We start from the raw sequence: 26,215 nt of genomic DNA, 5'->3' as shown, positions 1-26,215 counted from the left end.
CCCTGTCATCCCGTTCCCTCCCTGAAAATAAAAAACGTCCCGGTTCCACTCGTGAGAATGGATCGGGACGTTCTTCGTCTTAAGATCATTATAAGGGCAAACCGATCTACTAGCCAGTCCTGTAGGAGCGGTTCTTACCGAAATGTTGAATCAGGAGACAACAAATTTCGGAAACATCTTTTTTATCATCAACGATTATGTACTATGGATTATATATAATGCATAATATTGAATGAGCACACCAATTCGAAATGAGGTCGAAGCATGAGTGACAGGGTAACAAAGCAGACGATACTCGCCAACAAGAATATTAGCGAGGACATCGTCGAGCTGATCAAACAACAAATCTTGGACGGTGAGCTCAACCCGGGAGACCGTATCGTGGAAACCAAAATGGCCAAGGAGCTAGGCATCAGCCAGACGCCTGTACGAGAAGCGATCCGCCAGCTGTCGGGCGAGGGCATTATCAAGATCGTGACAAACAAAGGTCCGATCGTACGGGAGTTCCAGATGCGCGACGTATTCGAAATTTACTCGCTTCGCGCCGTTCTGGAAGGTCTGGCGATTCGTCTGGCTACCCATAACGCGACAGATGACGACATCCGGCATCTGCAGCAGTTTTACGAGGCGATGAAGGCGAAGCTCCATGACGATACGGTTCCTTCGCTGTTGAAAGAGTCGCTCTACATTCACCAATCGATCATCCGTCTGTCCAATCACGAACGACTCACCATCAGCTACAAATCGATCTCGTTCCAGATAATGCTAGCTAACCGGATTCTCGGCAAGAAGTCAACGAAAGCGAAAGAAGTCGAGCAGCATTGGGAGCTGATCGAAGCATTGATCGGGCGTGACTCGGACATAGCCGAGCAAGTCATGAGGCGGCACATTCATCGGTCGTACCGGGAGTTCGCAGAATTGAACGCGGTGGACAGTTCCGAGTTTCAAGACGGGGTATGGTTCTAATACGAGGAGAATAGAAGGGAAACGGTACATATGATGCACAATTCGCTACTTATTCGCGACCGACTAATGCAAACGAATCAAAGTGAGCTGCACCAAAGCAGAAGAGATCCGCACCGCTTCGTCCGCAGGCTGAGCCAGTCTGACACGGCAGCGACTGCGGGAGCAGGAGCAATGAAACTGACCGGCAGTTGGGTAGTTCGCTGCGAGGGGGAAAGTCCGGGGCTCCGGGAAGCCGCAGAGGACTTAGAGGACTTTCTTGGGAAATGCGGGATCGCCCTTCACGATTCGGCTGACAGCGCTATCATCCTCCGGATCGACGTCGCCATCCCGGCTGGAGCCTTCCGCCGAGTAGTAGAAACGCATCGCATCGACATCGCCGCATCCGAGACACGCGGACTATGGGCGGGCATCGTCGATATGGAGAAGGAGCTGTCCGTTAGGGGAGTGCCTGAACTTTCCTTAGGTGTAGTCGAGCGGCAGCCCCGATGGAACACGCAAATCAGCCAAGCGCCGTTCGGTTCCAACTACCTGGTGCCCGATCTGTCGCCGGATTACTTGTCGGACGACGCTTTCCGCATGCTGGCCCACTCCGGCGTGAACGGCATGACGATATACGGCGATTGGCTGCTCTATGTGAACAGCGAGACGTATCCGGAGCTGAACTGCCCGGACTATGCCCGTAACATCGGCACCTTGCGGGACGCTGCGGAAAGGGCGATGAAATACGGCGTCCAGCTGTATTACGTCCCCGTCAGCCCGAAGCTGGCTCACGACCATCCGCTGTTTGTCCGGGTGCCTGATGCAAGAGGGGCGAAGATTGCCGCCGGGCTCAAGCGCGAGGCCAATCCGATTCATAACTTGTGCTCGTCGCATGAGCCGACACTTGCGTTTCTCGGCGAAGTGATGGCGAACCTGTTCAAGGAAGTGCCGCAGTTGGGCGGCCTGAATCTAATTATCGGCGGAGAGTCCTACTATCACTGCTTCATGCGGCCGGACCGAACTGGGTTGGCTCCCGGACAGCGAACGAACTGCCCGCGATGCGCGGAACGGACGGCAGAGGACACCGTCAACGGCTTACTTAAGGCGACGGCGGAAGCCGTACATCGGGTCAAACCGGAAGCGCCGGTCATGGCGTGGCCATACAGTGCGTTCATCTGGTCGAGCGACCCGGCACAGCTAGAGTTGCTTCGGGAGATGGATTCGCAAGTCACGTTCCTCAACACGATCGACAAAGACGAATGGGCGCCCAAGGAAGGCTACCGGAAGCTGATCTGGGATTACAGCATCGACTATACCGGTCCGGCGGGCAATCTGCTGAAGCAGGCGGCTATTCTGAAGGAACGGAACATGGATTTGTTCGTGAAGACGGAGACGGCGCTCGGCCTCGAATGCATTCAATATCCTTACATGCCGAGTTTGCAGCGTCTGGCCGAGAAGTGGCACAACGTCGCTTCGATGAATCCGACCGGTGTGCTTCAGTCCTGGATGTTTTTCGGGTTCTGGGGATCGCGGGCGGAGGAACTGGGCTGGTGGACGAACTGGCGGCCGGATATACCGGCGGAGGAAGTGCTGGCTGTGATGGCCAAGCGAGACTTCGGGGCGCTGGGTCCTGACATCGTTCGTGTGTGGGCGAAGATCAGCGAAGCCGTGTCACACCTTCCATACATCGCCACTTACTTCACGGGACCGGAATATATCGGGCCAGCCCATCCGTTGTTCTTCGGCGACGAAGCGGAGAAGCGGGAGGAGTTTCAGGCGTTGCTCTACTACTTGCAGGAAAACGAAGAGACGTTCTCATCGACCGTTAATGAGGTTAAGCATTCGCTTGTCATGGAGGAAGTGCCGCATGCTCGGATCCGATCCGTTATGAAGGCGGATCAGGACGAAGCGTACTGGTCCGTATTCATGGCGGAATATGACCGCGCCTTACAATTCTCGCGGGAAGCGATGAATATTCTGGAAGCGCTGCCGATCACAGTAGTGGCAGGGGATGAAGCTATCTTGGCGACGCTTGCGGAGGAGAAGCAGCTGTGTGAATTGGTCTACCGCACCTTCCGGTCCACGGTAAATACTTATACCTTTTTGTCGTGCAAACAAGCTGGAGATTTGCAGGGCATGCTGGAAACGGCGGAGAACGAGCTGGAGAACACCAGGCAGGCGCGCTACATATTTGCGCAATCGCCTTGGCTGGATATATCGCTCCGGGTGGACGGCAAGTATCCGTCCAGTCTGCGGATGGTCGACGTGAAGATTCAGATTATGCAGGAGGAAATCGACCGTCAGCGATAGGGAGCAACGAAGGGGGACAACGTATCGGAGAATGAAGGAATCGGTCACGAATGATGCCAAGTCACTTATCCAATGTTAGAAAATCAAACCGTTTCGACAACGAATTAACCAAGGGGTTAGAGGAGGAGTTGTGTAAATGAAACGTGGATGGATAACGATGGTGGCTTTCCTGCTGATACTGCTGCCTGTGCTCGCAGCGTGCAGCAAATCTTCTCAGGAGCCGGAGAAGAGCGCAAGCCCAAGTCCAGGTGCAACGCTCGCTGCAACGCCGACGCCCACAGCAAGCCCGGGCGGCAACAAGGATGGCAAGTACAATCCGCCGATTACACTTACGACCGTTGGCAAGGTGCTCCCTACGATCAAATACGCGGCCGGCGACTCGGTCGACAACAATCCATGGACGCGCGCCTATGAAAGCGAATTTGGGGTCAAGGTGAAGTACATGTGGACCGTCGACCCGACCCAATGGGAGCAGAAGACGAACCTGATGATCGCCTCCGGCGACATCCCGGACTTCTTCCTGGCGAGCGGCGTTCAATTCAAGCAATTAGCCGACGCCGGCCTGCTAGCAGACTTGACGGACGCTTACGCGAAAGCGCCCGATACGGTGAAGAAGGTACTTACGGAAGGCGGCGATCAGCCGATCAAGTCCGCCACCATCAACGGCAAGCTGATGGCAATTCCTTGGACCGGGACGCCGAAGGAAGGCTCGCAAATGATCTGGGTGCGTACGGACTGGCTGAGGAAGCTGAATCTGCCGGAGCCCAAGACGATGGACGACGTGCTCAAGATCAGCGCTGCCTTCACGACCCAAGATCCAGACGGCAACGCTAAGGCCGATACGTTTGGGCTTGCGCTCGACAAGGATTTCGGGGCGATCACCGGCTTCCTGAACGGCTTCCACGCTTACCGGGACATCTGGCTGAAGGACGCTTCCGGGAAGCTCGTCTACAGCTCGATCCAGCCTGCTATGAAAACCGCACTGCAGAAGCTGCAAGATATGGCGAAGCAGAAACAGATCGACCCCGAATTCGGCACGAAGGCGTTCGCCAAAGTGGCGGAGTCGATCGTGGGCGGCAAGATCGGTCTGTTGTACAGTTCTCCCTACAGCGGGCTGTATCCGCTGCAGTCCGGTATCGACAAGGACCCGACGATGGAATGGAAAGCATTCCCGATCGTCTCGGCCGATGGACAGCAGCCGAAGAACCAAGCGGACCTCGGTGTAGTTGGCTATTGGGTGGTCAAGAAAAGCGTGAAGCAGCCTGAAGCGCTATTCAAAATGATCGACTTCTGGATTAAAACGTTCTATGAGAACAAAGATGACGAAATCAACAAGAAATACGTGAACGATGGGAACGTGGAAATCTGGCAGATGAATTCGATCGCCGTATACAAAGCGTTCAAGAATGCGGATCAGCGGCTGAAGGTCGTCAAGGCGCTGGAGACGAAGGATACGTCGGCACTGACCGGAGACGACAAGGCGGTCTATAACAACATTGTGAAATTCCAGGGCGGCGACAAGAGCGCTTGGGGCTGGAACGTCATCTTCGGTAAGGACGGTTCGATGGGCGTGACCGATACGTACCGTAAAAACAATCAGTACCTCGCGAACGAATTCATTACCTCGCCGCTGCCTTCCATGGTGGAGAAGGGGCCGGCGCTAGACAAGATGAAGATTGAGCTGTTCACGAAGATCATCCTCGGCACGGCCTCGATCGACCAGTTCGACAAGTTCGTCGAGGACTGGAAGAAAAGCGGGGGCGACGAGATCACCAAGGACGTGAACGACTGGTACGCGAAAAATAAGTAGAAGCGGCTGCGAGTTAGGGGAGAAGCGACAGCTTGTCCCCTACTCTTTCGCAGATGGCGGAACAGAAGGGACGTGCATTTTGAAGAGAAAAGCATTCTCCAATGTACCCTTACACTTAATGCTGCTGCCGGCCGTCATTCTGGTCTTGATCTACAGCTACGGCCCGATGGTAGGGATCGTGATCGCCTTTCAGAAATACATCCCGGTCAAGGGCTTTTTGGAATCAGACTGGGTGGGTCTCAAAAACTTCCGCTACGTGTTCGGTCTACCCGATACGATGGAAGTGCTGCGCAATACGGTCTTCATCGCCGCGATGAAAATCGTGGTAGGGCTGACCGTACCTGTTACGATCGCGCTGCTGTTGAACGAAATTTCGATTACGTTGATTAAGCGGGGCATTCAGACGCTTATTTACTTGCCGCATTTTTTGTCCTGGGTCATCCTCGGGGGTGTGCTGATCGACATTTTGTCACCTTCGCAGGGTATTGTGAACGCATTCCTGGGCTGGTTCGGCATTGAGCCGATCTATTTCCTCGGAGACAACCGTTGGTTTCCTTACGTGCTGGTGGGATCGAACGAATGGAAGGAATTCGGCTTCAGCACCATTGTATTCCTGGCGGCCCTCACGAGCATCAATCCAACGCTATACGAAGCGGCTGTCGTCGATGGGGCCAACCGGATGAGGCAAACCTGGCATATTACCTTGCCCGGTATGCGTCCGATTATCGTGCTGATGGCGACGCTCAGCTTGGGCAGCATTCTGAATGCAGGCTTCGATCAGGTATTCAATCTGTACAGTCCACAGGTGTACGAGAGTGGGGATATCATCGACACGTACGTGTACCGGATGGGGCTGATCGCCGCCCAATATGGGCCGGCTACGGCAATCGGTCTGCTGAAATCTGTCGTCTCGCTTTGCTTCATATCCGTCGCGTACTTTTTGGCATACCGCTTGGCCAATTACCGGATCTTTTAGAAGGAGGGAGGGCCGATGCTGCATACCGCCTCGTTATCGCGGAAGCTATTTAACGTCTTTAACTATACACTGCTCATCCTGCTGTCGCTCGCGTGCATCCTGCCGTTGATCCACGTTCTTGCGATTTCGTTCAGCTCCAATGCGGCGGCCACGGCCGGACTCGTGAAGCTATGGCCGGTCGATTTCACGACGCAATCGTACCATTACGTGTTCAGCACAGGGAAGTTTACCGACGCGTTCCTCATTTCGGTCAAACGGGTAGTACTCGGCACGATCGTCAACATGGCGATGACAATTCTGACGGCTTATCCGCTGGCGAAGGAAACAAGCTCCTTTCGTCCGCGCACGTGGTACGCCTGGTTTTTCGTGATTACGATCTTGTTCAGCGGCGGCCTTATTCCGTGGTATATGGTCATTCGCGCCACTGGCCTGCTGGATTCCATCTGGGCGCTGATCATTCCTGGCGCGGTACCGGTATTCAGTGTCATTCTGCTCTTGAATTTCTTCCGGGGGATTCCGAGGGAGCTGGAGGAGGCCGCGTTCATCGATGGCGCAGGCCACCTGTCCACCCTTCTCCGGATTATCGTGCCGCTGTCCATCCCCGCGCTTGCGACCATCATGCTGTTCACCGTCGTCGGCCATTGGAACTCCTGGTTTGACGGTCTTATTCTGATGAATTCGCCGAAACACTACCCGTTGCAGAGCTACCTGCAGACAGTCGTCATCCAGAAGGATTTTACAGCGCTTGGGGAAGAAGAGTTGAAAAATATGAAATTAATCTCCGATCGCACGATCAAGGCGGCCGAAATCTTATTAGGCGCTCTGCCCGTCCTGCTCGTATACCCGTTCCTGCAAAAGTATTTCATGAAAGGTATTGTGCTCGGCAGCGTGAAGGAGTAGGTGATGAGAGGAGTGTATACTCATGCAGTCGCTCATGGATAAAAAGAATTTCATTGGGCTTGAAGCTTGCACTTGGTTGTACAGCGGGGCAGAGACGCCGATGCTGAAGAAGAGCACGGACGCCGTCCAGGCGTATATGCGCATGCGTACGCTCGGGCCCGGCGGTCGAGACAACAATGCCCGGGTCGAAGCGTCCTGCAAAGCGAACGTTGCGCAACTGCTGGGCGGCCGACCGGAGGATGTCGCCTTCCTGTCCAACAGCTCCGAGATCATCTCGATGATTGCGGGAACGATTGATTTCCAACCTGGCGATAATGTAGTCCTCCATACGCTTGAATTCCCTGCGGGCGTGCTGCCCTGGCTGCTGCTTAAGGAAAGGGGTGTCGAGGTCCGGGTTGTCCCTCATAACCGATGGCAGGTGACGCCCGATGACATCATGGCCGAGGTAGACGCACGCACCCGGATCGTGGTGACGAGCCATGTGAGCTATATCTCCGGAGCGAGGCTCGATTACCGAAGCTTGTACGGTCGGTTGAAACTAACCGACACCCTGCTGCTGCTCGACGCAACGCAATCATTGGGCGCTGTAGCCGTGGACATGTACGAGGCTGACTTCGTCGTCTGCAGCTCCTACAAGTGGCTGTTGGGTTTGCACGGCATCGGTATTCTGGCCGTCAATCCGGCGCGGCTGGCTGACCTAACACCTAGATCCATCGGCTGGCGGGCCGTGACGGACATGTTCAGCCCGAATCGGTTCGAAACGATTACGTTTCTCGAGGATGCTCGGCGGTTCGAGACCGGCTACCCGAGTTATCCGACGTTGTATGCGCTGAACGAGTCGACGAAGGCGCTTCTGGACGTCGGGATCGACCAGATTGAGCGGCATATTCTACAGCTGGGCAGCGAATTGATCGAGAAGTTGACCGAGCTCGGATATGAGCTGATGACGCCGTTCGAGCCGTCGAGGCGGGCCGGCAACATCTGTATCGTATCCGATCAGGGAGAGGAATTGGCGGGCAAGCTGCAGGAGCAGGACATCTATGTATGGGGCGGAGACGGGCGACTGCGGGCATCGATCCACCTGTTCAACGATAGCGGGGATGTGGATCGGTTGATAGAGGTTTTGCGAGGGCTAGTGGGAAGAGTGAAGAGGGAGGGATAGGAATGGAAATCGGGGTCATTCAGACATTAACGAACGGCGGGGATTGCTTCGGACAAGTCGCCCAATTCGGGCTGCATGTGTGCCAGCTCGTCAGTTGGGATCCGGCACTCGCCGTACCGGAGGTGGCTGAGCGGGTCATGCAGCAGGCCGAAGCGGCGGACGTCCGGGTATGCGCCATGTGGGCGGGGGTACCAGGGCCGGCCAAGTGGAATTTCACGGAGGGTCCGATCACGCTCGGCCTCGTGCCGGAAGCGTATCGGGTAGAACGGGTGGCGGCGCTCAAACAGTGGGCGGATTTCGCAGCCCGTATCGGGGCGCCTGCGATTATTACGCACTGCGGGTTCATTCCCGAGAATAGGACCGATCCGGCGTATCCGGCTATAGTGGAAGCGATTCGGGAAGTAGCGGTCCATTGCGAACGCCTCGGGATCGGATTCTGGTTCGAGACCGGACAGGAGACGCCCATTGTGCTCCTTCGTACGATCGAACGGGTCGGGACCTCGAATCTGGGCATCAACCTCGATCCGGCGAATCTGATTCTGTACGGGAAGGGAAATCCGATCGATTCGCTCGACGTGATTGGCGACTACGTTCGCAATATCCACGTGAAGGACGGCTTCTATCCAACGAACGGAGACGAACTTGGACGTGAGGTTCGAGCTGGACTGGGCAAAGTGAATTTCCCTTCGTTTATCCGTAAGCTTCAGGAGCGGGGGTTCACCGGGGAACTCATAATCGAACGTGAGATCCATGGCGAGGAGCAGGCACGTGACATCCGTCAAACGGTGGACGATTTGAAGCGTTGGCTCGCAGGGTAGGACATAGGGAGGGAGAGGGATAAGCGTGACGGAACATAAGGAGGCAGTCCCCTGGTACAAAACAAGCTACCGTCGGCATTTGCTGGACATGCACATTCCGGATTGGAATCCGAAGTTTCTCGCTAAGCTCGATGCCGAACGTTATGTGGATTTATTGGAACAAGCGCGGGTCGATACCGCGATGGTGTATACGAGCTCTTGCCTTGGCATCTGCTACTGGCCGACGCCTATCGGCCACATGCACACCGGGCTACAGGGGCGTGACTTCATCGGAAAGATGGTCGAGCTCTGCCACGACAGAGGGATCAACGTCATCTTATACCATAATTTCTGGTCCAAATGGGCGTATGAGACGTATCCGGAGTGGAGGTTCCTATCCGCCAAGGGGGAAGGCACCGCCGAATACTTGTGGCAGCCCGGCCGCTATGGCGTGTGCTGCCTCAACTCGCCGTACAGGGAGTTCCTCATCCGGCAGGTTGAGGATTTGGCAACCCGATACGAGGCGGAGGGCATGTGGATCGATATGATCCACTGGCCGTATTCCGTGTGCTATTGCGAGCATTGCCGCCAACGGTATTTCACCGAAACCGGAGGCGAGCTGCCGACTCGGGTCGACTGGCACGACCCGGAATGGATCCGGCTGCAGCGCATCCGCGAACGTTGGCTCGCCGAATTCGCGGCTTCCATCACCGCAGCGGTCAAGCGGATTCGTCCCGCCATGTCGGTGGGGCATCAATGCGCCTCCTGGTCGGTAGGCTGGCAGAATGGGCTGACGGGCGATTTTTTCCGGCAAACCGACTATACGAGCGGAGACTTCTATGGCGATGCGCTGTTCCAATCGTTCACATGCAAAGCGTTGTATCACCTGACGGAGAACAAGCCGTTCGAGTTCATGACATCACGCAGTCCCGACTTGACCCATCACACGACTATGAAATCCCCGGATCTGCTGCGGGCGCACGCGTACTCCGCGTTGGCCAATCACAGCGCCTTCCTGATTATCGATGCGATTGATCCCGATGGCTCCATGGATGCGTCTGTGTATGAGACGATCGGCGATTTGTACCGGGAGCTGGAGACGTATAGCGGCTATTTCCGACCGGACGCCGAGGCGTGTCAGGATGTCGCCATCTATATGAATTTCGAATCGCAAATCGAGTTCACGGATCAAGGCAAACCGGTGATGGACACATCGACGGAGAAGCGGTTCATCCGCAATGCTATGAAAGTGGCCAATGTGCTGATCGAACATCATATTCCGTACGGGGTCGTCACGAAGAAAAATTTGGGGGAATTGTCCCGGTTCCAGGTGCTTCTTCTCCCGAATCTCGCCATGATGGACGAAGAAGAGACAGAAGCGATCCGGCAGTTCGTCCAAGCGGGCGGCGGCTTGTATGCCAGCCGATCCACCTCGTTGACCGACAAGCAGGGGAAGCGGCACTCGAACTTCTTGTTGGCGGACGTATTTGGCGTAGATGCAGTCGGGGAAACGGATGAGTCGATAACTTATATGGCGCCTGCGATCACTGGAGACGATCGATTCACACGCTACTCGAGGGAAATTCCGCTGACGGTGCTCGGGCGGCAAACCAAGGTGAAGGCGCACCTGGATAGCCGGGTGACGGCCTGGCTGACTCTGCCTTACACGAGTCCCGAAGATCGGTCGCAGTATGCGTCCGCGATCAGCAATCCGCCCGGCATCGAGACACAATTCCCCTCGCTGATCGAGCACGGCTACGGAGCTGGGCGCACGCTCTATGCCGCAGGCGAGCTTGAGGCGATGGACGATGCCGAGCATAAGGAGATCTTCGCGCGACTACTCCTGTCGCTCGCAGCGAAGCCGTTCGCCTTCTATGCGGAAGCTCCAGGATCGGTTGAGTTAACGCTGTTCCACGATAAGGACGATCAGCGTTACTTGCTTCACATGGTTAACTTCCAGAAGGAGCTTCCGAACATTCCGGTGTACGAGCTGCGTGTCCGGGTCCGTCTGTCCGGCCATATACCGCAGAGCGTCTGCCTCGCACCCGGAGAGGAACAGCTCGCCTTCTCGGTCGACGGCGACTTCGTCGAATTCGTCGTGCCGAAGCTTGAGACCTATACGCTCTGCGTAGTGAATTATAGCAGTTGACGCAGCTGCCTGTTGGAGGCCGCTAGCTAAGCTTTGCCGGCTTCCAACACAGGGTCGGAATACTTGTCTCGCACACGAAGAAACTCAGGCAAGCTGTCGAAGAATACATCCACCAGCTGCGGATCGAAGTGCTGGCCGCGTTCTTGGCGGAAGAAGGCCAGAATATCGTCAAGCGGCCACGCGTTCTTGTAGACACGTTCGCTGCCGAGGGCGTCGAATACGTCCGCCAAGGCGGTTATTCTGCCATAGATATGGATCTCATCTCCCGCCAAGCCGTGCGGGTAGCCTTGGCCGTTGTATTTCTCGTGATGCTGGTGGGCGATAATAGCAGCCGCTTGGATAATATGACGGGTCGAATGATTCAACATCGCGTAGCCGTGCTGGGTATGCAGCTTGATCGTCTCGAATTCCTCAGCTGTCAGCTTCCCTGGTTTATTCAGGATCGCATCGGGAACGGCGACCTTGCCCACATCATGCATCGAAGACGCCAGTCGGATGAGCTCGGCTTCTTCCTCGGACAAGCCGTAGCCAAGCGCCAGCAGCTTGCAATATTCCGCTACCCGCTTAACATGGAAGCCGGTCTCCCGCGACCGGGTCTCGGCAATTTCACCCAAGGTGAAGATGATTTCCTTTTGCGTATGTTCGACTTCCTCGTTCAGATAGATGTTCTCGAAGGCAACCGACACGTTGGAGCAATATATTTCGATCAAATACCGGTTCCATTCATTCAGCTTCTTGGCGCCTTCGAAGTAGATGACATTCTCCGTACCTGTCTTGCTTTGGAAATAACAGCAGAAGTGATCGTCGAAAAACTCACTCGCTTTGTGCCGGAACGTCTCTTGGATACTCTTGAGGACGTGAGGAGGCACAACATTCTCAATGTCAGCCGACTCATGATACGAGTAATCGCCCGTAGCTGCCAATATGTAGATTTGCTCGCGGCCCTTGGTGACGGCGAAGCTGTTGCAATGCAGGGCGTTCTTATGTAGGTTCAGAATGGCGGTCAATTGCGTCAAGACACCGGAGGCGAACTGGCTCATCGATTGCGGCTCGAACAAGGCGGCGGATGACTTGATGATTTTCTCCAGACCGATCTTGTTGTTCTCAATCACCATAATATCGCGGAAGGACCGAAGGGCAGCCATAACGGTTGTGAACAGCTTCTGCGTCGTTAACTCTGTCTTCTCCTTATAATCGTTAATGTCATAGTTCGTAATGACCATCCGTTCGGGCGCTTGCCCAGGCTGACCGGTACGCAATATGATGCGGACGGATTGGTACTTGAGTTCCTCACGAATGTACTTCACGATTCTTAGGCCGGAATCATCCTGGTCCATCACAACGTCGAGCAATATAATGGCCGTATCCGGATTATCCTTAATGACGCGAAACGCTTCTTCTTCGGTGTAAGCACTTAGGAACTCAAGGCGCTTGCCGTCGAACTCGAAGTCACTCAAGACCATGGATGTCAGATGATGAATCTCGTGGGCATCGTCTACGATAATCAACTTCCACTTTTCTTTCTCCGTGCTGTAATTGGTTCCTTCGCCTATTTGTTCAGGCTCTTCATCGGCGAATATAAGTAAATCTTCTTGATCGCTAGTCATAAATAAATTAACCCCCCTTGTGAATTGGAATTGTGATTCGGAAGGTGGTACCTGCTCCTACAGTGCTCTCACACTGAATGGTGCCGCCTAGTGCTTGAGTGACTAGGTTGTAGACGATGTGCATGCCCAGTCCGGTTCCGCCACCCCCCCGATTAGTTGTGAAAAAGGGATCGAATATTTGATTGACGATTTCTTGCGGCATGCCTTTGCCGTCATCGGTATAGAGCAGGGTCAACTCATGCCGTTTGTCCGTGATCGATACCGTAATATGGCCTTCATCATCTGGGCCATAAGCGTGGATCATGGAATTCATGATGAGATTCGTAATGATCTGCGAGATAGCGCCAGGATCGCTGAATAGCAGGATGCCTTCCTGACCTTGTACCGTCACGTGATGCTTCGTCTTCTTCAGGTTGGGCTGTAAGCTGATTAGCACTTCTTGAATGTACTCCTTGATGGCGAAGCTGCGTTTCGTCTCCACGGAACGATCGACAGCAACTTGCTTGAAGCTCCTCACAAGTTCGGAAGCGCGCTGCAGATTCGTCTGGATCATCCCAGTCGTCTCGCTGACGGTCCGAAGATAGTCGTCGAGATCGGATCGCTTCATCTTGTTGCTCTGGTACAACGCTTGGAATTCCTTGGACTTCTCTTCCATATAGGAGGCGGCCGTTACGCCAATCCCGATAGGTGTATTGATTTCGTGGGAAACGCCGGCGACCAGGTTGCCCAAGGCAACCATCTTCTCCGACTCGACCAACTGCTTCTGCGCTTGTTGGATTGTACCCATCGCTTGCTGCAATTCCTTATAACGGCCCTCGAGATTATGGACCATATCGTTAAAAGCGGTGGCGACTTCCTTAATCTCCTGACTGGCATTCAGCGGGATTTCTTTGTAAGGAGCACCCTGTCTGACGGATATGGCCGCTTCTCGAATCTGAAGTAAGGGATGAATGAGTAATTTGCGGATGATAAAAGATAGCGCGACAAGCAGTAACAAGGTGATCGAGAGCCCGACCATCACACTGAATTGAATCCGCTTCTTGATCAGGGCCGCGTTCTCAGACGTATTCAAGTGCAGTTCGATCGCTCCGATCGTTACGCCATCTTCCTTCAGTGGAGCTGTGAGTAGGCCAGTCGGAATGCCATTCTCGTGCTTGAATAGATGGGTCACTTGGATTTCGCTATTGTCCAGGACCATTTGCAGCTCAAGTGGGGCAGGTTGCCCGACGCGAGTTCGGTCCGTTGAAGCCAGAACTTGTTCGTTCCCATATAACGTAAGCTGTAGAATGTCTTTATTCCTATATTGGATATAGTCAAATATTTGCTGGACGTCATCGAAAGAATGAGACTCTTCGTATCTTCCGTTAATGGCGCTTGTCATGCCGTTCAACTGACTGACGTAAGTTTCCTCTACGGACTTCTGCAAGCTGTAGGAATCGAAGGAGACGATAACAGACATCATCAGAAAGGTAATGACGGTTACGATTATGACAATCCGGTACTGCAAGCTTAATGTACGAAGCACGGCTGATCTCCCAGGGAAGCTTATTTGATTTCAAAATCGATCGTTTTCGTTACATCATAGGGAGTATGATCATTGTTGTGCAGGGAGACCTTCAATGTATGGGGGCCTTTGTCAAGATCCTTTAACACTTGTTCCCCTGTGGTCGCGACGATCTTCTCTCCGTTGTCCAGATAGATGTGGATGTGACCCTCGCCTTGCTTCCGCGCTTGCCCCAAGTGCTCGGGTGAGATGTGCATGTCACTGGCTATGGTAACTGTGACCTGGCTGCCGGATATGGCTAGCTTCACATCAAGCTCGGGCTTGTGATCGTGTGCGGCGGCTCCGGTCTGAGCGGTTCCTGCGCTGCTGCAACCCGTGAATAAGAGACAGGCTGCAATGACTGCTAACAAACCCCATTTTCTCATAGTACCCCCCTCACTTATGTAGGCCCCAATAGGCCCTTCGAATCGTTACTCTGGAACTACAATCACATGACAACTTAAGTATAAGTCCAAATATTGTCTCTGCCAAGCAATCGTTTCCATTCCTTTCAATTGGCTGAAGCCCAGGGCAATCGGACACGTCAGGAGAGAGGCTGGCGACTTATTTCGTTGATTTTCTGACATTATTACTATCCGCTCACCTGTTCGCCCGGTATCCTTTCATACTATAATAAGGAAATCATGTAAGCCTTTACAGCCTATACAGTCCATCTGTGAGGGGAGGGATTCCGATGCACCGAACGAAGGTGGCGATTGTCGACGATGAAGTTCCTATTCGCGAAAGCCTGCGTATGTTCGACTGGGCGCAGTACGGCTGTGAGCTGGCCGGAGAAGCTCGCCACGGCCAGGAAGCGTTGGAGCTGTGCGAACGGGTGCGGCCCGGTATCGTCGTCACCGACATCGTCATGCCGGTGATGGATGGCTTGCGGTTGACGGGGTTGCTGAAGGAACGGCAGCCGGAGATCCAGGTCATCCTGCTCACCAGTCACAGCGAGTTCGACTACGCCCGCCAAGCATTGGCGCTAGGCGCCTGCGACTATTTGCTCAAGGGCACATACCGCGACGAAGACCTGATCGCCGCCTTGCAGAAGGCCAAGGGACGTCTCTCCCAGGATGACCGGGCGGGTAACGAACGGGAAGAGAAGATAGACAAACGATACGAAATCCGCCAAGCGCAGAGTTACATCCTTGAGCGGCTAGGCGAAGCAATCGATCTGCCGACCGTGGCGGCGCACGTTGGTTTGAGCACGAATTACTTGGGCTTGCTGTTTCGTCGGGAAACGGGAGAGAGCTTCCAGGATTATGTGAAGCGAAATCGGTTGGAGAAGGCTGCGCATTTGCTTCGACATAGCCCCATGAAAGTATATGAGGTGGCGGCAGAGACCGGTTTTCCTAATTACCGGCATTTCTCGGATGTGTTCTACCAGCTCTACGGCCGGAACCCACGCGACTATAGAGGCAGCCATGGGTAAGCTGCGCGGGCTGTTCGGCAGCATGTTCGTCAAGCTGTTTCTAGCGCTGGCGCTCGCCTCCCTTCTCGTATTCTCCGGGCTCCTGTACAGCGCGCTCAGCAGCTCCCGGGAAGCACTGACGCGGCAAAAGTCCGACGACATGACGATGTTCATGGAGCGGACGGGGCAATACCTCGATCTGTACTTGCAGAACATCCGCAACATTCTGATCAGTTTGTCCGAGCGCTTGGATCAAGAGCTGCTTGATCGACCTCAGGAGCTGCAGCAGAAGCTACGTGACCAGATCGACCGGAACAACGGGCAAATCTCGACGCTCTATGTCCAGCGAAGCGTGGACGAGGTGATCGTCTCGAGCAACCAAGTGGCTTACGAGATGGTCGGTCATCCCGGGCTGCCTTCGATGCTCCGCATTGCAGACGAAACGCCGGGACTCGTCAAGTGGAGCGAGCCTTATTACTCGCCCATGCTGACCGGCCCGACGATCGCGTTCGTGCTTACCTTGAAGAATGGAATGGGTACTGTTCTCGCGGAGATGAACACGTACCAGTTGACGAGGCGGCTGTTCGAGCTGCTGCAGAATTCAGAGCAAGGCTTCGCCCTGTTCACCGGGCAAGGCCATATTGTGTCGTACGACGCGTTCAGCAAAATCGTGCCGTTCAAGCCCGCCTCCCTGCCGCCTGAAATGGACGCCCGTTTCGTGAGTGAGCTCATCGGACTGCCCAAAGGCATCAGCACCGTAGAAGGGGCCGCCGGGAAGCTGATGGCGGTGAAGAGCAAGCCGAACGAGCTGGACTGGTACCTCGTCACTATGACAGACGAACGGGATTTCCGAGCGGCTACGCGTGATCTGTTCATCCGGTTCGTCAGCATCGGTTCCTTGTGGTTCTCCCTGCTAATCTTGTTCGCGCTTGCGATCAGCCGCCACTTCACGAAGCCGATCAACCGGCTGGCGCTGCAGATGGACCGCATTCGCGGCGAGCGCTTCGCCGCGCCGTACCGGCAAATCCAACGCAGCGACGAGATCGGCCGGCTCTCTAACAGCTTCTACACGATGCTCGGCCGCATACAGGAGCTGCTCGCCGCCGTCCGTGAGAATGAGGAGCGCAAGAAAGCGATGGAGCTGGAGCTGCTGCTTCACCAGATTCGCCCGCATTTTCTGTATAATACGTTGGCCTGTATTGGCAGCTTAGCCAAGCAGCACCGGGTTCGGGAGGTGGAGGACACGATTCGCGCTTTGATCGGGCTGTTGAGCTACAGTATCGGCAGGAGCGAATTCGTCAAGCTGGAGGAGGAACTGCAGGCGCTGCGGGAATATATGCAAATCCAGAACGTGAGATATGGAGACGCCTTCCGGTTCGCCGAAGACATCGACCCTGCTCTGCTGCAAATTCCGGTACAGAAGCTGATTGTGCAGCCGCTTGTAGAGAACGCGATCTTCCATGGTCTCGCGGAGAGAGGCACGGGCACGGTGCTCGTGCGTGCCTACGTGGAGGAGGGCAAGCTGCTCTTGACCGTGCGGGATGACGGGACCGGCATGACCGAGGCTCAGATCGCGGCGGCAATCGCATCCTCGCCACCCGAGAGGGTAGAGCATCAAGGCATGCCGGGCCGATTCAATGGCATCGGCCTGTCCAATGTGCAGGAGCGGATTCGCCTCCATTATGGAGAGGCCTACGGCTTGAGAATCCGGTCCCAGCCGGAAGAGTGGACGGAAGTGACGATCGTGATCCCTTTGCCGTAGGCTTGTGCCTGCGGTTATTTGGGTTGATTGAAGCAAAAACGGCCGTTCCAAGTGAAAAAGGCCCCCCGTGTGACTCAAACATCTTGTTTGAACCTCCTTTGATTGTATAAGGGATTTAGCGGTATGGAGGTTCAAGCCAAAACTCGCCGGGGTCCTCTTTTTCACTTTCCACTCCTGCGCTCATAATGAATCGACAGCCTCAACAAACGCCTAAGAGCAACCCCACTAGCGTGAAATGTGTTGTAAGGCGGAAAAAGAGACAGAGTTGGCCTGCGGAAAGGTTCCTTTTACCCATAAGGAGCAAATAGAGTGGTTTCTTCACTCTATTCTCCGGTAAGGGGATTCATCTAGAAAAATAAGGTGATTTCATCACTCTATGGTATCGGAAATCAGAGGGAATTGGAGAAAACATACAAAATAAGGTGATCAAACAGCGCTATGTCGTAAATTTGATAAATTTCGGTGAAATAAGGTGATGAAACAGCGTTATAGCGGCCAGCTGCACTACGTGGATCGGCAGCTTCAAAAACCGCCTTAGAGCAACGCCCACCGGCGCTCGAGCCCACAAACCCGACCCGCACAGCTGAAAGAGCACGCAAACAACTTCATTGATAATCTGACATTATCATGTAAGCGCTGTATATTTTGCCCGAGAGGGCCCCGCTATAATTAGGATGACGGTAAAGACACATTTAAACAAGGGAGGGACGCACAGTGAAAAGTCAACCCGTCGGGGCGGTTGGATGGATAGCGCCGTCGGCGCGCAAGCGGCTTTGGATGAACATATGGAGGTACCGGGCGTTATACTTCATGCTGCTCCCGGGCGCGCTCTATTACGCGATCTATGTGTACGCGCCGATGTACGGATCGGTCATCGCCTTTAAGGATTACAACATCGTCAAAGGCATCATCGGCAGTCCGTGGGCGGACCCGTGGTATAAGTATTTCAAAGCATTCTGGGACAGCCCGTACGCTTTGCAGACGCTGCGGAATACGCTGCTCATCAGTCTTTACAAGCTGGTCTGGGGGATGCCGCCTGGGATTATCCTTGCGATAATGCTGAACGAGGTGCGCCATCAGTTTTTCAAACGATTCGTGCAGACGGTCAGTTATTTGCCCCATTTCCTATCGATGGTGATCATCTATGGCTTGGTCATATCGTTGCTGTCCCAGACGGATGGGCTCGTCAATCAATGGATTAAGGACTGGACCGGGCAGCCGATTCCGTTCCTTACGTCAACCGACTGGTTCCGCACCATCCTGGTCTCAACCGGGATATGGCAGCATGTCGGCTGGAGCGCGATTATTTACTTGGCTGCAATCGCCGGGATCGATCCCTCCCTATACGAAGCGGCGCGGTGCGACGGTGCTGGAAGGTTGCGTATGATCTGGCACATCACGATTCCCGGCATTCGCAGTGTCATTCTGCTCTTGCTCGTGCTGAGGTTGGGGCATGTGCTCGATGCCGGGTTCGAACAAATCTACATCATGTACAACGTTCATGTGTATCCGGTTGCGGATATTATCGACACCTGGGTGTTCCGCGTCGGTCTCGTGGAGATGAACTTCGCCCTGGCAACGGCAGTAGGCCTGTTCAAATCGTTGATCGGCATCGTCCTGATCATCGGTGCGAATCGGTTGGCGAAGCGATGGGAGGGGTCCATATGGTGACGATATGGAAAGACAGGGTATACTTGGCCCTCGTGTACATCGCCCTGATTGCGCTTTGCGTAAGCGTAATCTTCCCACTGCTGTATGTGGTCAGTGTGTCCCTCACGCCTTATAGCGAGGTGCTGAAGCATGGCGGGTTTCTGGTCATTCCACGCAACATCACCTTTGCCGCCTACAAAGCTTTTTTGAATGATGGCATGGTTCCATACGCCTACGGTGTTACGGTATTCATCACGGTTGTAGGCACGTTCATCAATCTCGTCCTGACGTCGCTGATGGCTTATCCGCTGACCAAGAAGTACTTGCCGGGACGTAACATCTTTCTTTTGCTGATCGTGTTCACGACGCTGTTCGGCGCCGGGATGATCCCGATGTATCTGATCGTGAAGGCGACGGGCCTGCTCAACTCCGTATGGGCGATGATCGTGCCTGGCGCAATCGGTTCCTTCAATCTGCTGGTGATGAAATCATTCTTCGAAAGCTTGCCCGAAAGTCTGGACGAAGCCGCGCGGATAGACGGGGCGGGGGAAACGAGCATTCTGGTGCGGATCGTGCTGCCCTTATCGCTGCCGATCATGGCGACCATCGGATTGTTCTACGCGGTGGGCCACTGGAATGAGTTTTTCGCAGCGCTCATCTATATCAGCGACCGGAGGCTGCATCCGCTGCAGGTGATGCTGCAGGGGATTTTGAACAAAGGGAAGGTGGCCGAGCTGAACGTGGAAGAAACGCTGCCGACCATCACGCTTCAGATGGCAGCTGTCGTCCTAACCGCTCTGCCCATCGTAGTTGTCTACCCTTTCATTCAGAAGCACTTCACCAAGGGTGTGCTTCTCGGATCGGTCAAGGGTTAACATAAAAAACTGGTATGAAGGGGTGTTACACGATGAAGAGGAAGTGGGCGACAAGTACGCTGGCGTTGCTGGTCAGTACCGGATTGGTGTTGGCGGGTTGCGGCGGAGGGGGACAATCGGGCGGATCGGCGACACAGTCCCCGTCGGGTTCTGCCGAACCTGTGAAGACGGCTTCGACTCCGAAGGAGAAGGTGAAAATCTCCGTCTTCATTCAAGGAGGCGGAGGCAATCCACCGCAGGACAAAGATCCGATCGTGCAGCAGTTAAACAAAGATTTGAATATGGAGATGGATTTCAACATAGGCGTAACCGAATACAATCAGGTTCTTACCGCAAGAATTACAGGGGGCACACCGCCGGATCTGTTCTCGGTGGGCAAACAGACGTTGAAGCAGCTGGCGGATCAGAATCTGCTTCTGGATCTGGGACCTTACATCGACAAAATGCCGAATATTAAGAAAGCGTATACGCCATCCGACTTGAACCGGGGCAAGTACAAAGGCATCATCTACTCCCTTGATAAGCGGCAGACGGTGCCGATGGCGACTTACTGGATTCGCGGTGATTGGCTGAAGAAGCTGGGTCTTACGCCACCGAAGACGCTGGAAGAGTTCAAGAAGGTGCTGGTCGCCTTCACTGAGAACGATCCGGACGGCAACGGCAAGAAGGATACATTCGGTCTGACCGGGTCAGATACGCCGGCGTTCAGCGGGATCTTCTCAGCATTTGGCGTAGCCAACCCCGGGAACTGGATGATCAAGGACAACAAGGCGCTATATTCGTCCGCCGATCCGGCCATGAAGGATGCGATTGCCTACATTGCCGATCTGATCAAGCTCGGTGTCGTAGATCCGGAGATCCTGACGAACCAGAACCCGACGGACAAAGTATTCAAGGGGCAAGCCGGCGTCATCTACATCAACTGGTCCGGCATCATTACGGACGCAACACAAAAAACATGGAAAGCAATCAACCCGAACGCCGAGTGGCTGCAGATGGACGCATTGACCGGACCTGGCGGCAAGTATCAAGGCATCTGGGATGTGGGCAATACGCAAGGTCTGATCGCGATCCCCAAATCGCTGGAGAAGCAGCCGGACAAATTGAACAAAGTGTTGGAATATCTCAATTACATCACGGAACCCGGCAAAGGACAATTGACCGTCAACTACGGGGTCGAGGGCACTCATTACAAGCTGGAGAACGGGAAGGTCGTCGCGTTACCGGCGATGTCAGAATTGGGTTATGGCTATCAGGAGCAATTGACCGGCCGCTCGGAGATGGAGTATTTGAAAGCCAAATTCGCCAACCAAGGAGAATATATCGATTTTGCCATCAATCAGCCGCGTATTCAGGTGTACAGCCAGTTCGTCCCGCCACCGGAAGGCGCGGTCGTCGATGACCGGTTCATCTATGAGGAAATGGTGAAATTCATGTACAACAAACGCAATATGTCGGAATGGAATGATTACGTCCAAGCGGTGAATACGAAGTTCAACATCCCGGCCCGCACCCAGGAAGTGGATAAATTATTGAAAGATTTGGGGTACATCAAGTGAGTTCGGGGAGCGGCAACAAAGCCGAACCTCGGCGAATTGAGGAACGATATGACGTGGTCGTCTGCGGAGGCGGACTTGCGGGCTTCAGCGCCGCCGTCGCCGCTGCTCGCCATGGCGCGAGCGTGTGTCTGGTCCAGGACCGTGCGGTGCTCGGCGGCAACAGCTCATCGGAAATTCGCGTGCCCCCACAGGGGGCCGCGAGCTTTCACGCCTACGCGAGAGAAACGGGCATCATCTCGGAGCTGCTGATCGAAGAGCGAGCCCGCAACCACGAGCATCCGACCTTCGACAACGGGTATATCAACAGCGTGTGGGATCTTGTGCAGTATGACATGGCAATGACGACGCCGAACCTGACACTGCGGCTGAATACGGCTGTAACGGATGTGGTGCTGGCGGAAGGTGATGAGCGGATCATTGAGGCAGTCATCGCTCGAGTCAGCCATGCGGAGACAGAGCTGACGCTGCGGGCGCGCACGTTCATCGACTGTACCGGAGACGGGCTCGTCGCGGCGCTGGCCGGCTGTGAATGGCGGCTTGGGACGGAGAGCCGGCACGAATTCGGCGAACCGCACGCGCCGGAGCAGGCGAGTGAAGCCGTGATGGGCAACTCGATCCACTTCAAGGCGAAGGACGTAGGCTACCCCGTTCCCTTCACCGCACCGGAATGGGCGGTCCGGTACGATAATCCGGACTTTTTCTACAAGCGGGGGAGGTGGCCGAGCGATCCGCGCAGCGGGTTTTGGTGGATCGAGCTGTCCGTCCCCTGGCATACGATCTATGACAACGAGACGCTGCGGCACGAATTGACCCGGCATGTATTGGGTGTCTGGGATTGGATCAAGAACCGAGATCCACGGCTCAAGGACGAGGCGGCAACCTACGCCCTTGATTGGGTCGGGCAGGTGCCGGGGAAGCGGGAGAGCCGCCGTATCATGGGCGACTACCTAATGACGGAGCATGACCCGCTGCAGAAGACGGTGTTCCCCGATGAAATCGCCTATGGGGGCTGGTTCATCGATCTGCATGAACCTGGCGGCTTGTTGGCCCCATTTAGCGAGAAGGCAGCGGTCGAAGGGGGCTCCGCTTCCTATATGGCGAAGAGCTATGTAGGCCCTTATGGCATTCCGCTGCGTGTCCTGATCGCCAAGGGCAAGGATAATCTCATGATGGCTGGCCGCAACGTCAGCGTCACCCATGTCGCGCTCGGTACGGTGCGTGTGATGGGGACGACGGCCATTATGGGCCAGGCGGCGGGAACGGCGGCGGCGCTGGCCGTCCGCCGCGGCCTTACCGTCCGCGAGACGGCGGAGCGGGCGATTGGTGATGTGCAGCAGGCCTTGCTGCGCGATGGCTGCTTCTTGCCGAACGTCGGGAACGAAGACGCGCATGATTGCGCGCGTCGGGCCGTCGTTCGAGCGAGCAGCGAGGCGCTGCTGGTCGGCTCGGGACCGCCGCCGGATCAAGCTGACGGCGGGCAGGCAGGCGACGCGCTGGAGCGTCGGCGCGGCCAGTGGATTGCCGTCGGCGCGGATCGCATCGAAACGCTGGACGTCTGGCTCAGCAACGAAACGGACAACACCCAACTCGTCGAGGCCCGGCTGTATGCGGTCGAGCATGTGTGGGATTACCGGATCGAGCCGGGGCAGCCGCTTGCGACCGCTGTTCTGCAAGTGGAGCCGGGGGTGGGAAAGTGGGTGAGCTGGCCGTTGGGATTGGACGTATCAGCACTGCGTGGCGGGTACGTCCGGCTGGATCTGCTGGCGAACCCGCACGTCCGTTGGCATCACGCCGACAGGATCGAACCTGGCCACGTCAGTGCCTTCGAGCTCGGGAACGGGCAGATGCGCCGGTACGGCACGGGGGTGATGATGGGCTTTCGAATCGACCCTGCCCAGGCGTGTTATGGCCCCGCCAACATCTTGAGCGGCGTTACTCGGCCTTATCGGGGCCCGAATGTATGGCGCTCCGATCCAGCAAGCCCGCTGCCGCAATGGCTGGAGCTTGCGTGGGAGCAGCCCGAGGAGATAGGGCGGATAGAGCTGACATTCGATGGGCATCTGCTGCGGGACTATCGCAGCTACCCAGGACTTTACAAGGCGCCGGAATGTCCCAAAGATCTGGTGGCAGAGGCGTACGTCGAAGGTGAGTGGGTGGAGATCGGGAGACTGCAGGACAATTACCAGCGCAGGCGTGTCATAGAGACGACCCCAGGCCGGATTCTAACCGATCGATTGCGAGTCACGATCTTAGCCACGAACGGCGATCCTTCGGCGGCCCTCTATGAAATCCGCTGCTATCCGCTAACGGAGGGTTGACGATGGTACACAATATGCTGGCGGGGCTTCCGAAGCAGCACACCCGGTTCACCCAGCTGCCGAACGAACAAGGGCACAACGCCGTCTGGGATTTTGTACGTTCCCCCGACGACCGCTTCTTCATCAGCGTATGCGGGGAGAACGAGAAGCCGCTGACGGCCTTGCTGTACGAATATTACCCCAAGACAGGCGAGCTGCGGCTTATGTTCGACGTGGCGGACATCTGGATCGTCGATCCGGAGCAGATGCCGCCGAGCAAGATCCATACGAGCATCGATTTTCTCCCGGACGGCAGACTGATTATGGCTACACACAACACCGCTCCCGCTCCCGGCCATCTGCAATGGATGTACGAGCAGCATTACGAGCATCCGTGGGAAGGCTACCCGGGCTCGATACTGATGATCGTAGACCCAGATACGAATGAGGTGCAGGTCAGAGGAATCCCTGTTCCTCGAGAAAGTATTTATGGCGGCATGCTGGGGAACGATCCGCGGTACTACTATTTTCTCGGGTACATGCGCGGGCATTTCTACAGGCTCGATCTGGAGTCGAATCAGGTTAAGGATTACGGTAAAGTATCGGAGTTCTCCTCTTGCAGGCTGGTGAAGGACGCCAAGGGCCGCTTGTATGGCAGCTCCTACACGGGAGCACTATGGCGGTATGACCCCGAGCTGGACGAGATCGAGGACCTCAAGGTGAGCTTCCTCTCCCCCAACGGGAACAAGTTCAGGCGGCAGTTCATCTTCGCACTTCACTCGCCCCGGAACTCCTTGTTCCTGGTAAACAACATGGATGGTGAGCTGCTCGAGCTTCACCCCGATACGCTGGAGGTGACGCGGCACGGCTCCATCCATCTTCGCCACGAACAGCCAGTCCAGCCGTACGGAATTGGGGGATTGGCGGCGGACGACGACTTCGTGATCTATTACGGATTGAAAACGTATGATACGTATTATCCGATTCGACTCGTCCGATGGGATGTGCTGAACGGCGGAGAACCTGAGAATCTCGGCCTGATCGCACCGGACGGCAAAGACTCCCAGTATATTTGCGAGATGATCTTCGACCGGGACGGCTGGCTGCACATGGTGGACGTCTGCGGTGAGTTCTCCCCTTATATAGCCGCCGTTGACGTGAAGCGCCTGCAGCCGCCGGGTTCCGAGTCGCCAGCCATAGAGCTGAGGCCATACAACGAACCGGACTGGAATCGGGTCGGCAGCGCCGCTCTTATGCACATCGAAGCCGGTGCAACCCGGACACTGCCCTTACATCAGCAGATGCGCTGGAGCGATACCGCAGTCCGGCACGTTCGGACGGTAGATGGGAAAGTATACACGGTCAGCGGTAAGCGAAGCCTGTATGTGACGGAGACCGACCTCATGGGCGATAGAGCACGTCGCATCGCGATGGTCTATGAAGGAGGCGCGCCTCTTAGTTGCGTCGATGTGGGCGAAAGAGTGGTTGCCGTGTTGACCACGGACGGATCCATCGTCCTTGTCGACCTGGCAACCTTCACCTGCACTGTCGACCTGAAGGCGCCGAAGGAGATAGAGCTTGCGAAGCTCTACGGTGGCTTCGCCCGGAATGAACTGCTGGCGAGCGATCGATGCGGCGCTCTCTATGATTGCGATGTGGCGTCTGGACACCTCCGCCTCCTGCCGAACTGCAAGCTGGTATCGAGCGATGCGCACGTGATCGCGCTGGATGCGGATCGACTCCTGCTCTCCGGCACGAACGATCAGCTACTCGTCTACAATCGGGTGGAGCAGACGAACGAATCGGCCGCCCCTGCAGCTCCTTCCATTCGCGGAAGGGCATTCCGAGCTACAATCACAGGCGGAGCCGTAATGGCAGATGGCACCGTGGTCGCGGGAACGCAAGATGGGCTGCTGTTTACATTGTCTTCGGACCTACGGATTACGACCACTTATGGACGATTGTATGCCAGCGGTTCGCTGCGAAACTTCATTAAGTGCAACGGGGACGAAGTATTTGGCGTATACGGCGATGTGAGGGATGCGGGTCACGTGTTCCATTTCTCGCGGCAACGCGGCTTTATCGATTTGGGGAGGCCACGTGTTGTGAAAGACCATGCTCCGCTGCGCGATATCGATTCGGAATGGGCGGTGATCCATGTCATTTCCTGCCTGGCTTACGCTCCTGAGGAGGATTGCTTGATGGTTGCATCCGGGGAGGAATACGGTTGTGTGATCGGGTACAAGGGCTGTCGATTCATCGATGAATGGCCGTTCCGAGTGAAAAAGGACCCTCGTGAGCTCAAACATCTTGTTTGAACCTCCTATGATTGTATAAGGGATTTCGTGGTATGGAGGTTCAAGCCAAAACTCGCCGGGGTCCTCTTTTTCACTTTCCACTCCTATGTTCACAATGAATCGACAGCCCGTACAAGGGGGTCGCATTCCCGCTCCCCAACT

Annotated in this window: 18 protein-coding genes; 15 read left to right on the top strand and 3 right to left on the bottom strand. The window is 55.4% G+C overall.

Going from position 1 to position 26,215, the window contains the following annotated elements; all coding sequences use genetic code 11:
* The first annotated feature begins 264 nt into the window (after positions 1–264).
* The 8 genes from AC1DWB_RS03295 to AC1DWB_RS03260 all read left to right on the top strand — a co-directional run bounded on the left by AC1DWB_RS03295 (position 265) and on the right by AC1DWB_RS03260 (position 11,049).
* Positions 265–966, top strand: coding sequence for a GntR family transcriptional regulator (locus tag AC1DWB_RS03295; protein WP_477539596.1), 702 nt, complete (start codon positions 265–267; stop codon positions 964–966).
* Positions 967–996: 30 nt separating this feature from the next.
* Positions 997–3,255, top strand: a complete 2,259-nt coding sequence (locus tag AC1DWB_RS03290) for a hypothetical protein (protein ID WP_477539595.1) — start codon at positions 997–999, stop codon at positions 3,253–3,255.
* A gap of 136 nt (positions 3,256–3,391) precedes the next feature.
* A complete protein-coding gene (locus tag AC1DWB_RS03285) occupies positions 3,392–5,065 on the top strand; it encodes an extracellular solute-binding protein (protein WP_477539594.1) in 1,674 nt (557 codons plus the stop codon).
* 118 nt (positions 5,066–5,183) lie between these two features.
* The gene (locus tag AC1DWB_RS03280) at positions 5,184–6,041 is read left to right on the top strand and encodes an ABC transporter permease (protein ID WP_477539643.1); all 858 of its coding nucleotides are present in this window, start codon (positions 5,184–5,186) and stop codon (positions 6,039–6,041) included.
* 15 nt (positions 6,042–6,056) lie between these two features.
* Entirely contained in the window at positions 6,057–6,941 is an 885-nt protein-coding gene (locus AC1DWB_RS03275) for a carbohydrate ABC transporter permease (RefSeq protein ID WP_477539593.1), read from the top strand.
* A gap of 22 nt (positions 6,942–6,963) precedes the next feature.
* Positions 6,964–8,103, top strand: a complete 1,140-nt coding sequence (locus tag AC1DWB_RS03270; RefSeq protein ID WP_477539592.1) for an aminotransferase class V-fold PLP-dependent enzyme — start codon at positions 6,964–6,966, stop codon at positions 8,101–8,103.
* 2 nt (positions 8,104–8,105) lie between these two features.
* Positions 8,106–8,921 carry a sugar phosphate isomerase/epimerase family protein gene (locus AC1DWB_RS03265; RefSeq protein ID WP_477539591.1) on the top strand — a complete coding sequence of 272 codons (816 nt, stop codon included), beginning with the start codon at positions 8,106–8,108 and terminating at the stop codon, positions 8,919–8,921.
* 25 nt (positions 8,922–8,946) lie between these two features.
* Positions 8,947–11,049, top strand: a complete 2,103-nt coding sequence (locus tag AC1DWB_RS03260) for an alpha-amylase family protein (protein ID WP_477539590.1) — start codon at positions 8,947–8,949, stop codon at positions 11,047–11,049.
* A gap of 26 nt (positions 11,050–11,075) precedes the next feature.
* On the opposite strand, the gene AC1DWB_RS03255 is transcribed toward AC1DWB_RS03260, so the two are convergent.
* Genes AC1DWB_RS03255 through AC1DWB_RS03245 form a run of 3 tightly spaced genes read right to left on the bottom strand, consistent with a single transcriptional unit; the run spans position 11,076 to position 14,585 of the window.
* On the bottom strand, positions 11,076–12,656 hold the full coding sequence (locus tag AC1DWB_RS03255; protein WP_477539589.1) for a DUF3369 domain-containing protein: 1,581 nt from the start codon (positions 12,654–12,656) through the stop codon (positions 11,076–11,078).
* Between the two features lie 7 nt (positions 12,657–12,663).
* Complete coding sequence (locus AC1DWB_RS03250; protein ID WP_477539588.1) at positions 12,664–14,181, bottom strand: ATP-binding protein; 1,518 nt, start codon at positions 14,179–14,181, stop codon at positions 12,664–12,666.
* A 20-nt stretch (positions 14,182–14,201) separates the two neighbouring features.
* Complete coding sequence (locus AC1DWB_RS03245; RefSeq protein ID WP_477539587.1) at positions 14,202–14,585, bottom strand: hypothetical protein; 384 nt, start codon at positions 14,583–14,585, stop codon at positions 14,202–14,204.
* A gap of 308 nt (positions 14,586–14,893) precedes the next feature.
* Here AC1DWB_RS03245 and AC1DWB_RS03240 point away from each other — a divergent pair, with 308 nt between their 5' ends.
* From AC1DWB_RS03240 to AC1DWB_RS03210, 7 genes are all read left to right on the top strand, one after another.
* A complete protein-coding gene (locus AC1DWB_RS03240; protein WP_477539586.1) occupies positions 14,894–15,634 on the top strand; it encodes a response regulator transcription factor in 741 nt (246 codons plus the stop codon).
* The gene (locus AC1DWB_RS03235; RefSeq protein ID WP_477539585.1) at positions 15,627–17,375 is read left to right on the top strand and encodes a cache domain-containing sensor histidine kinase; all 1,749 of its coding nucleotides are present in this window, start codon (positions 15,627–15,629) and stop codon (positions 17,373–17,375) included. Before AC1DWB_RS03240 ends, AC1DWB_RS03235 begins: the two co-directional genes overlap by 8 nt.
* 777 nt (positions 17,376–18,152) lie before the next feature.
* The gene (locus AC1DWB_RS03230) at positions 18,153–19,046 is read left to right on the top strand and encodes an ABC transporter permease (protein WP_477539642.1); all 894 of its coding nucleotides are present in this window, start codon (positions 18,153–18,155) and stop codon (positions 19,044–19,046) included.
* On the top strand, positions 19,040–19,900 hold the full coding sequence (locus AC1DWB_RS03225) for a carbohydrate ABC transporter permease (protein WP_477539584.1): 861 nt from the start codon (positions 19,040–19,042) through the stop codon (positions 19,898–19,900). Before AC1DWB_RS03230 ends, AC1DWB_RS03225 begins: the two co-directional genes overlap by 7 nt.
* 32 nt (positions 19,901–19,932) lie before the next feature.
* Positions 19,933–21,459 (top strand): extracellular solute-binding protein, encoded by a 1,527-nt coding sequence (locus AC1DWB_RS03220; RefSeq protein ID WP_477539583.1) that lies wholly within the window; start codon positions 19,933–19,935, stop codon positions 21,457–21,459.
* Complete coding sequence (locus AC1DWB_RS03215; protein ID WP_477539582.1) at positions 21,456–23,777, top strand: FAD-dependent oxidoreductase; 2,322 nt, start codon at positions 21,456–21,458, stop codon at positions 23,775–23,777. Before AC1DWB_RS03220 ends, AC1DWB_RS03215 begins: the two co-directional genes overlap by 4 nt.
* Positions 23,778–23,779: 2 nt before the next feature.
* Complete coding sequence (locus AC1DWB_RS03210) at positions 23,780–26,074, top strand: hypothetical protein (RefSeq protein ID WP_477539581.1); 2,295 nt, start codon at positions 23,780–23,782, stop codon at positions 26,072–26,074.
* Positions 26,075–26,215 lie beyond the last annotated feature (141 nt).

Source organism: Paenibacillus sp. P4_E11 (genome assembly GCF_056401635.1).
Note: the sequence above shows the minus strand (reverse complement) of the source record. Positions and strands in the feature narration are given on the sequence as shown.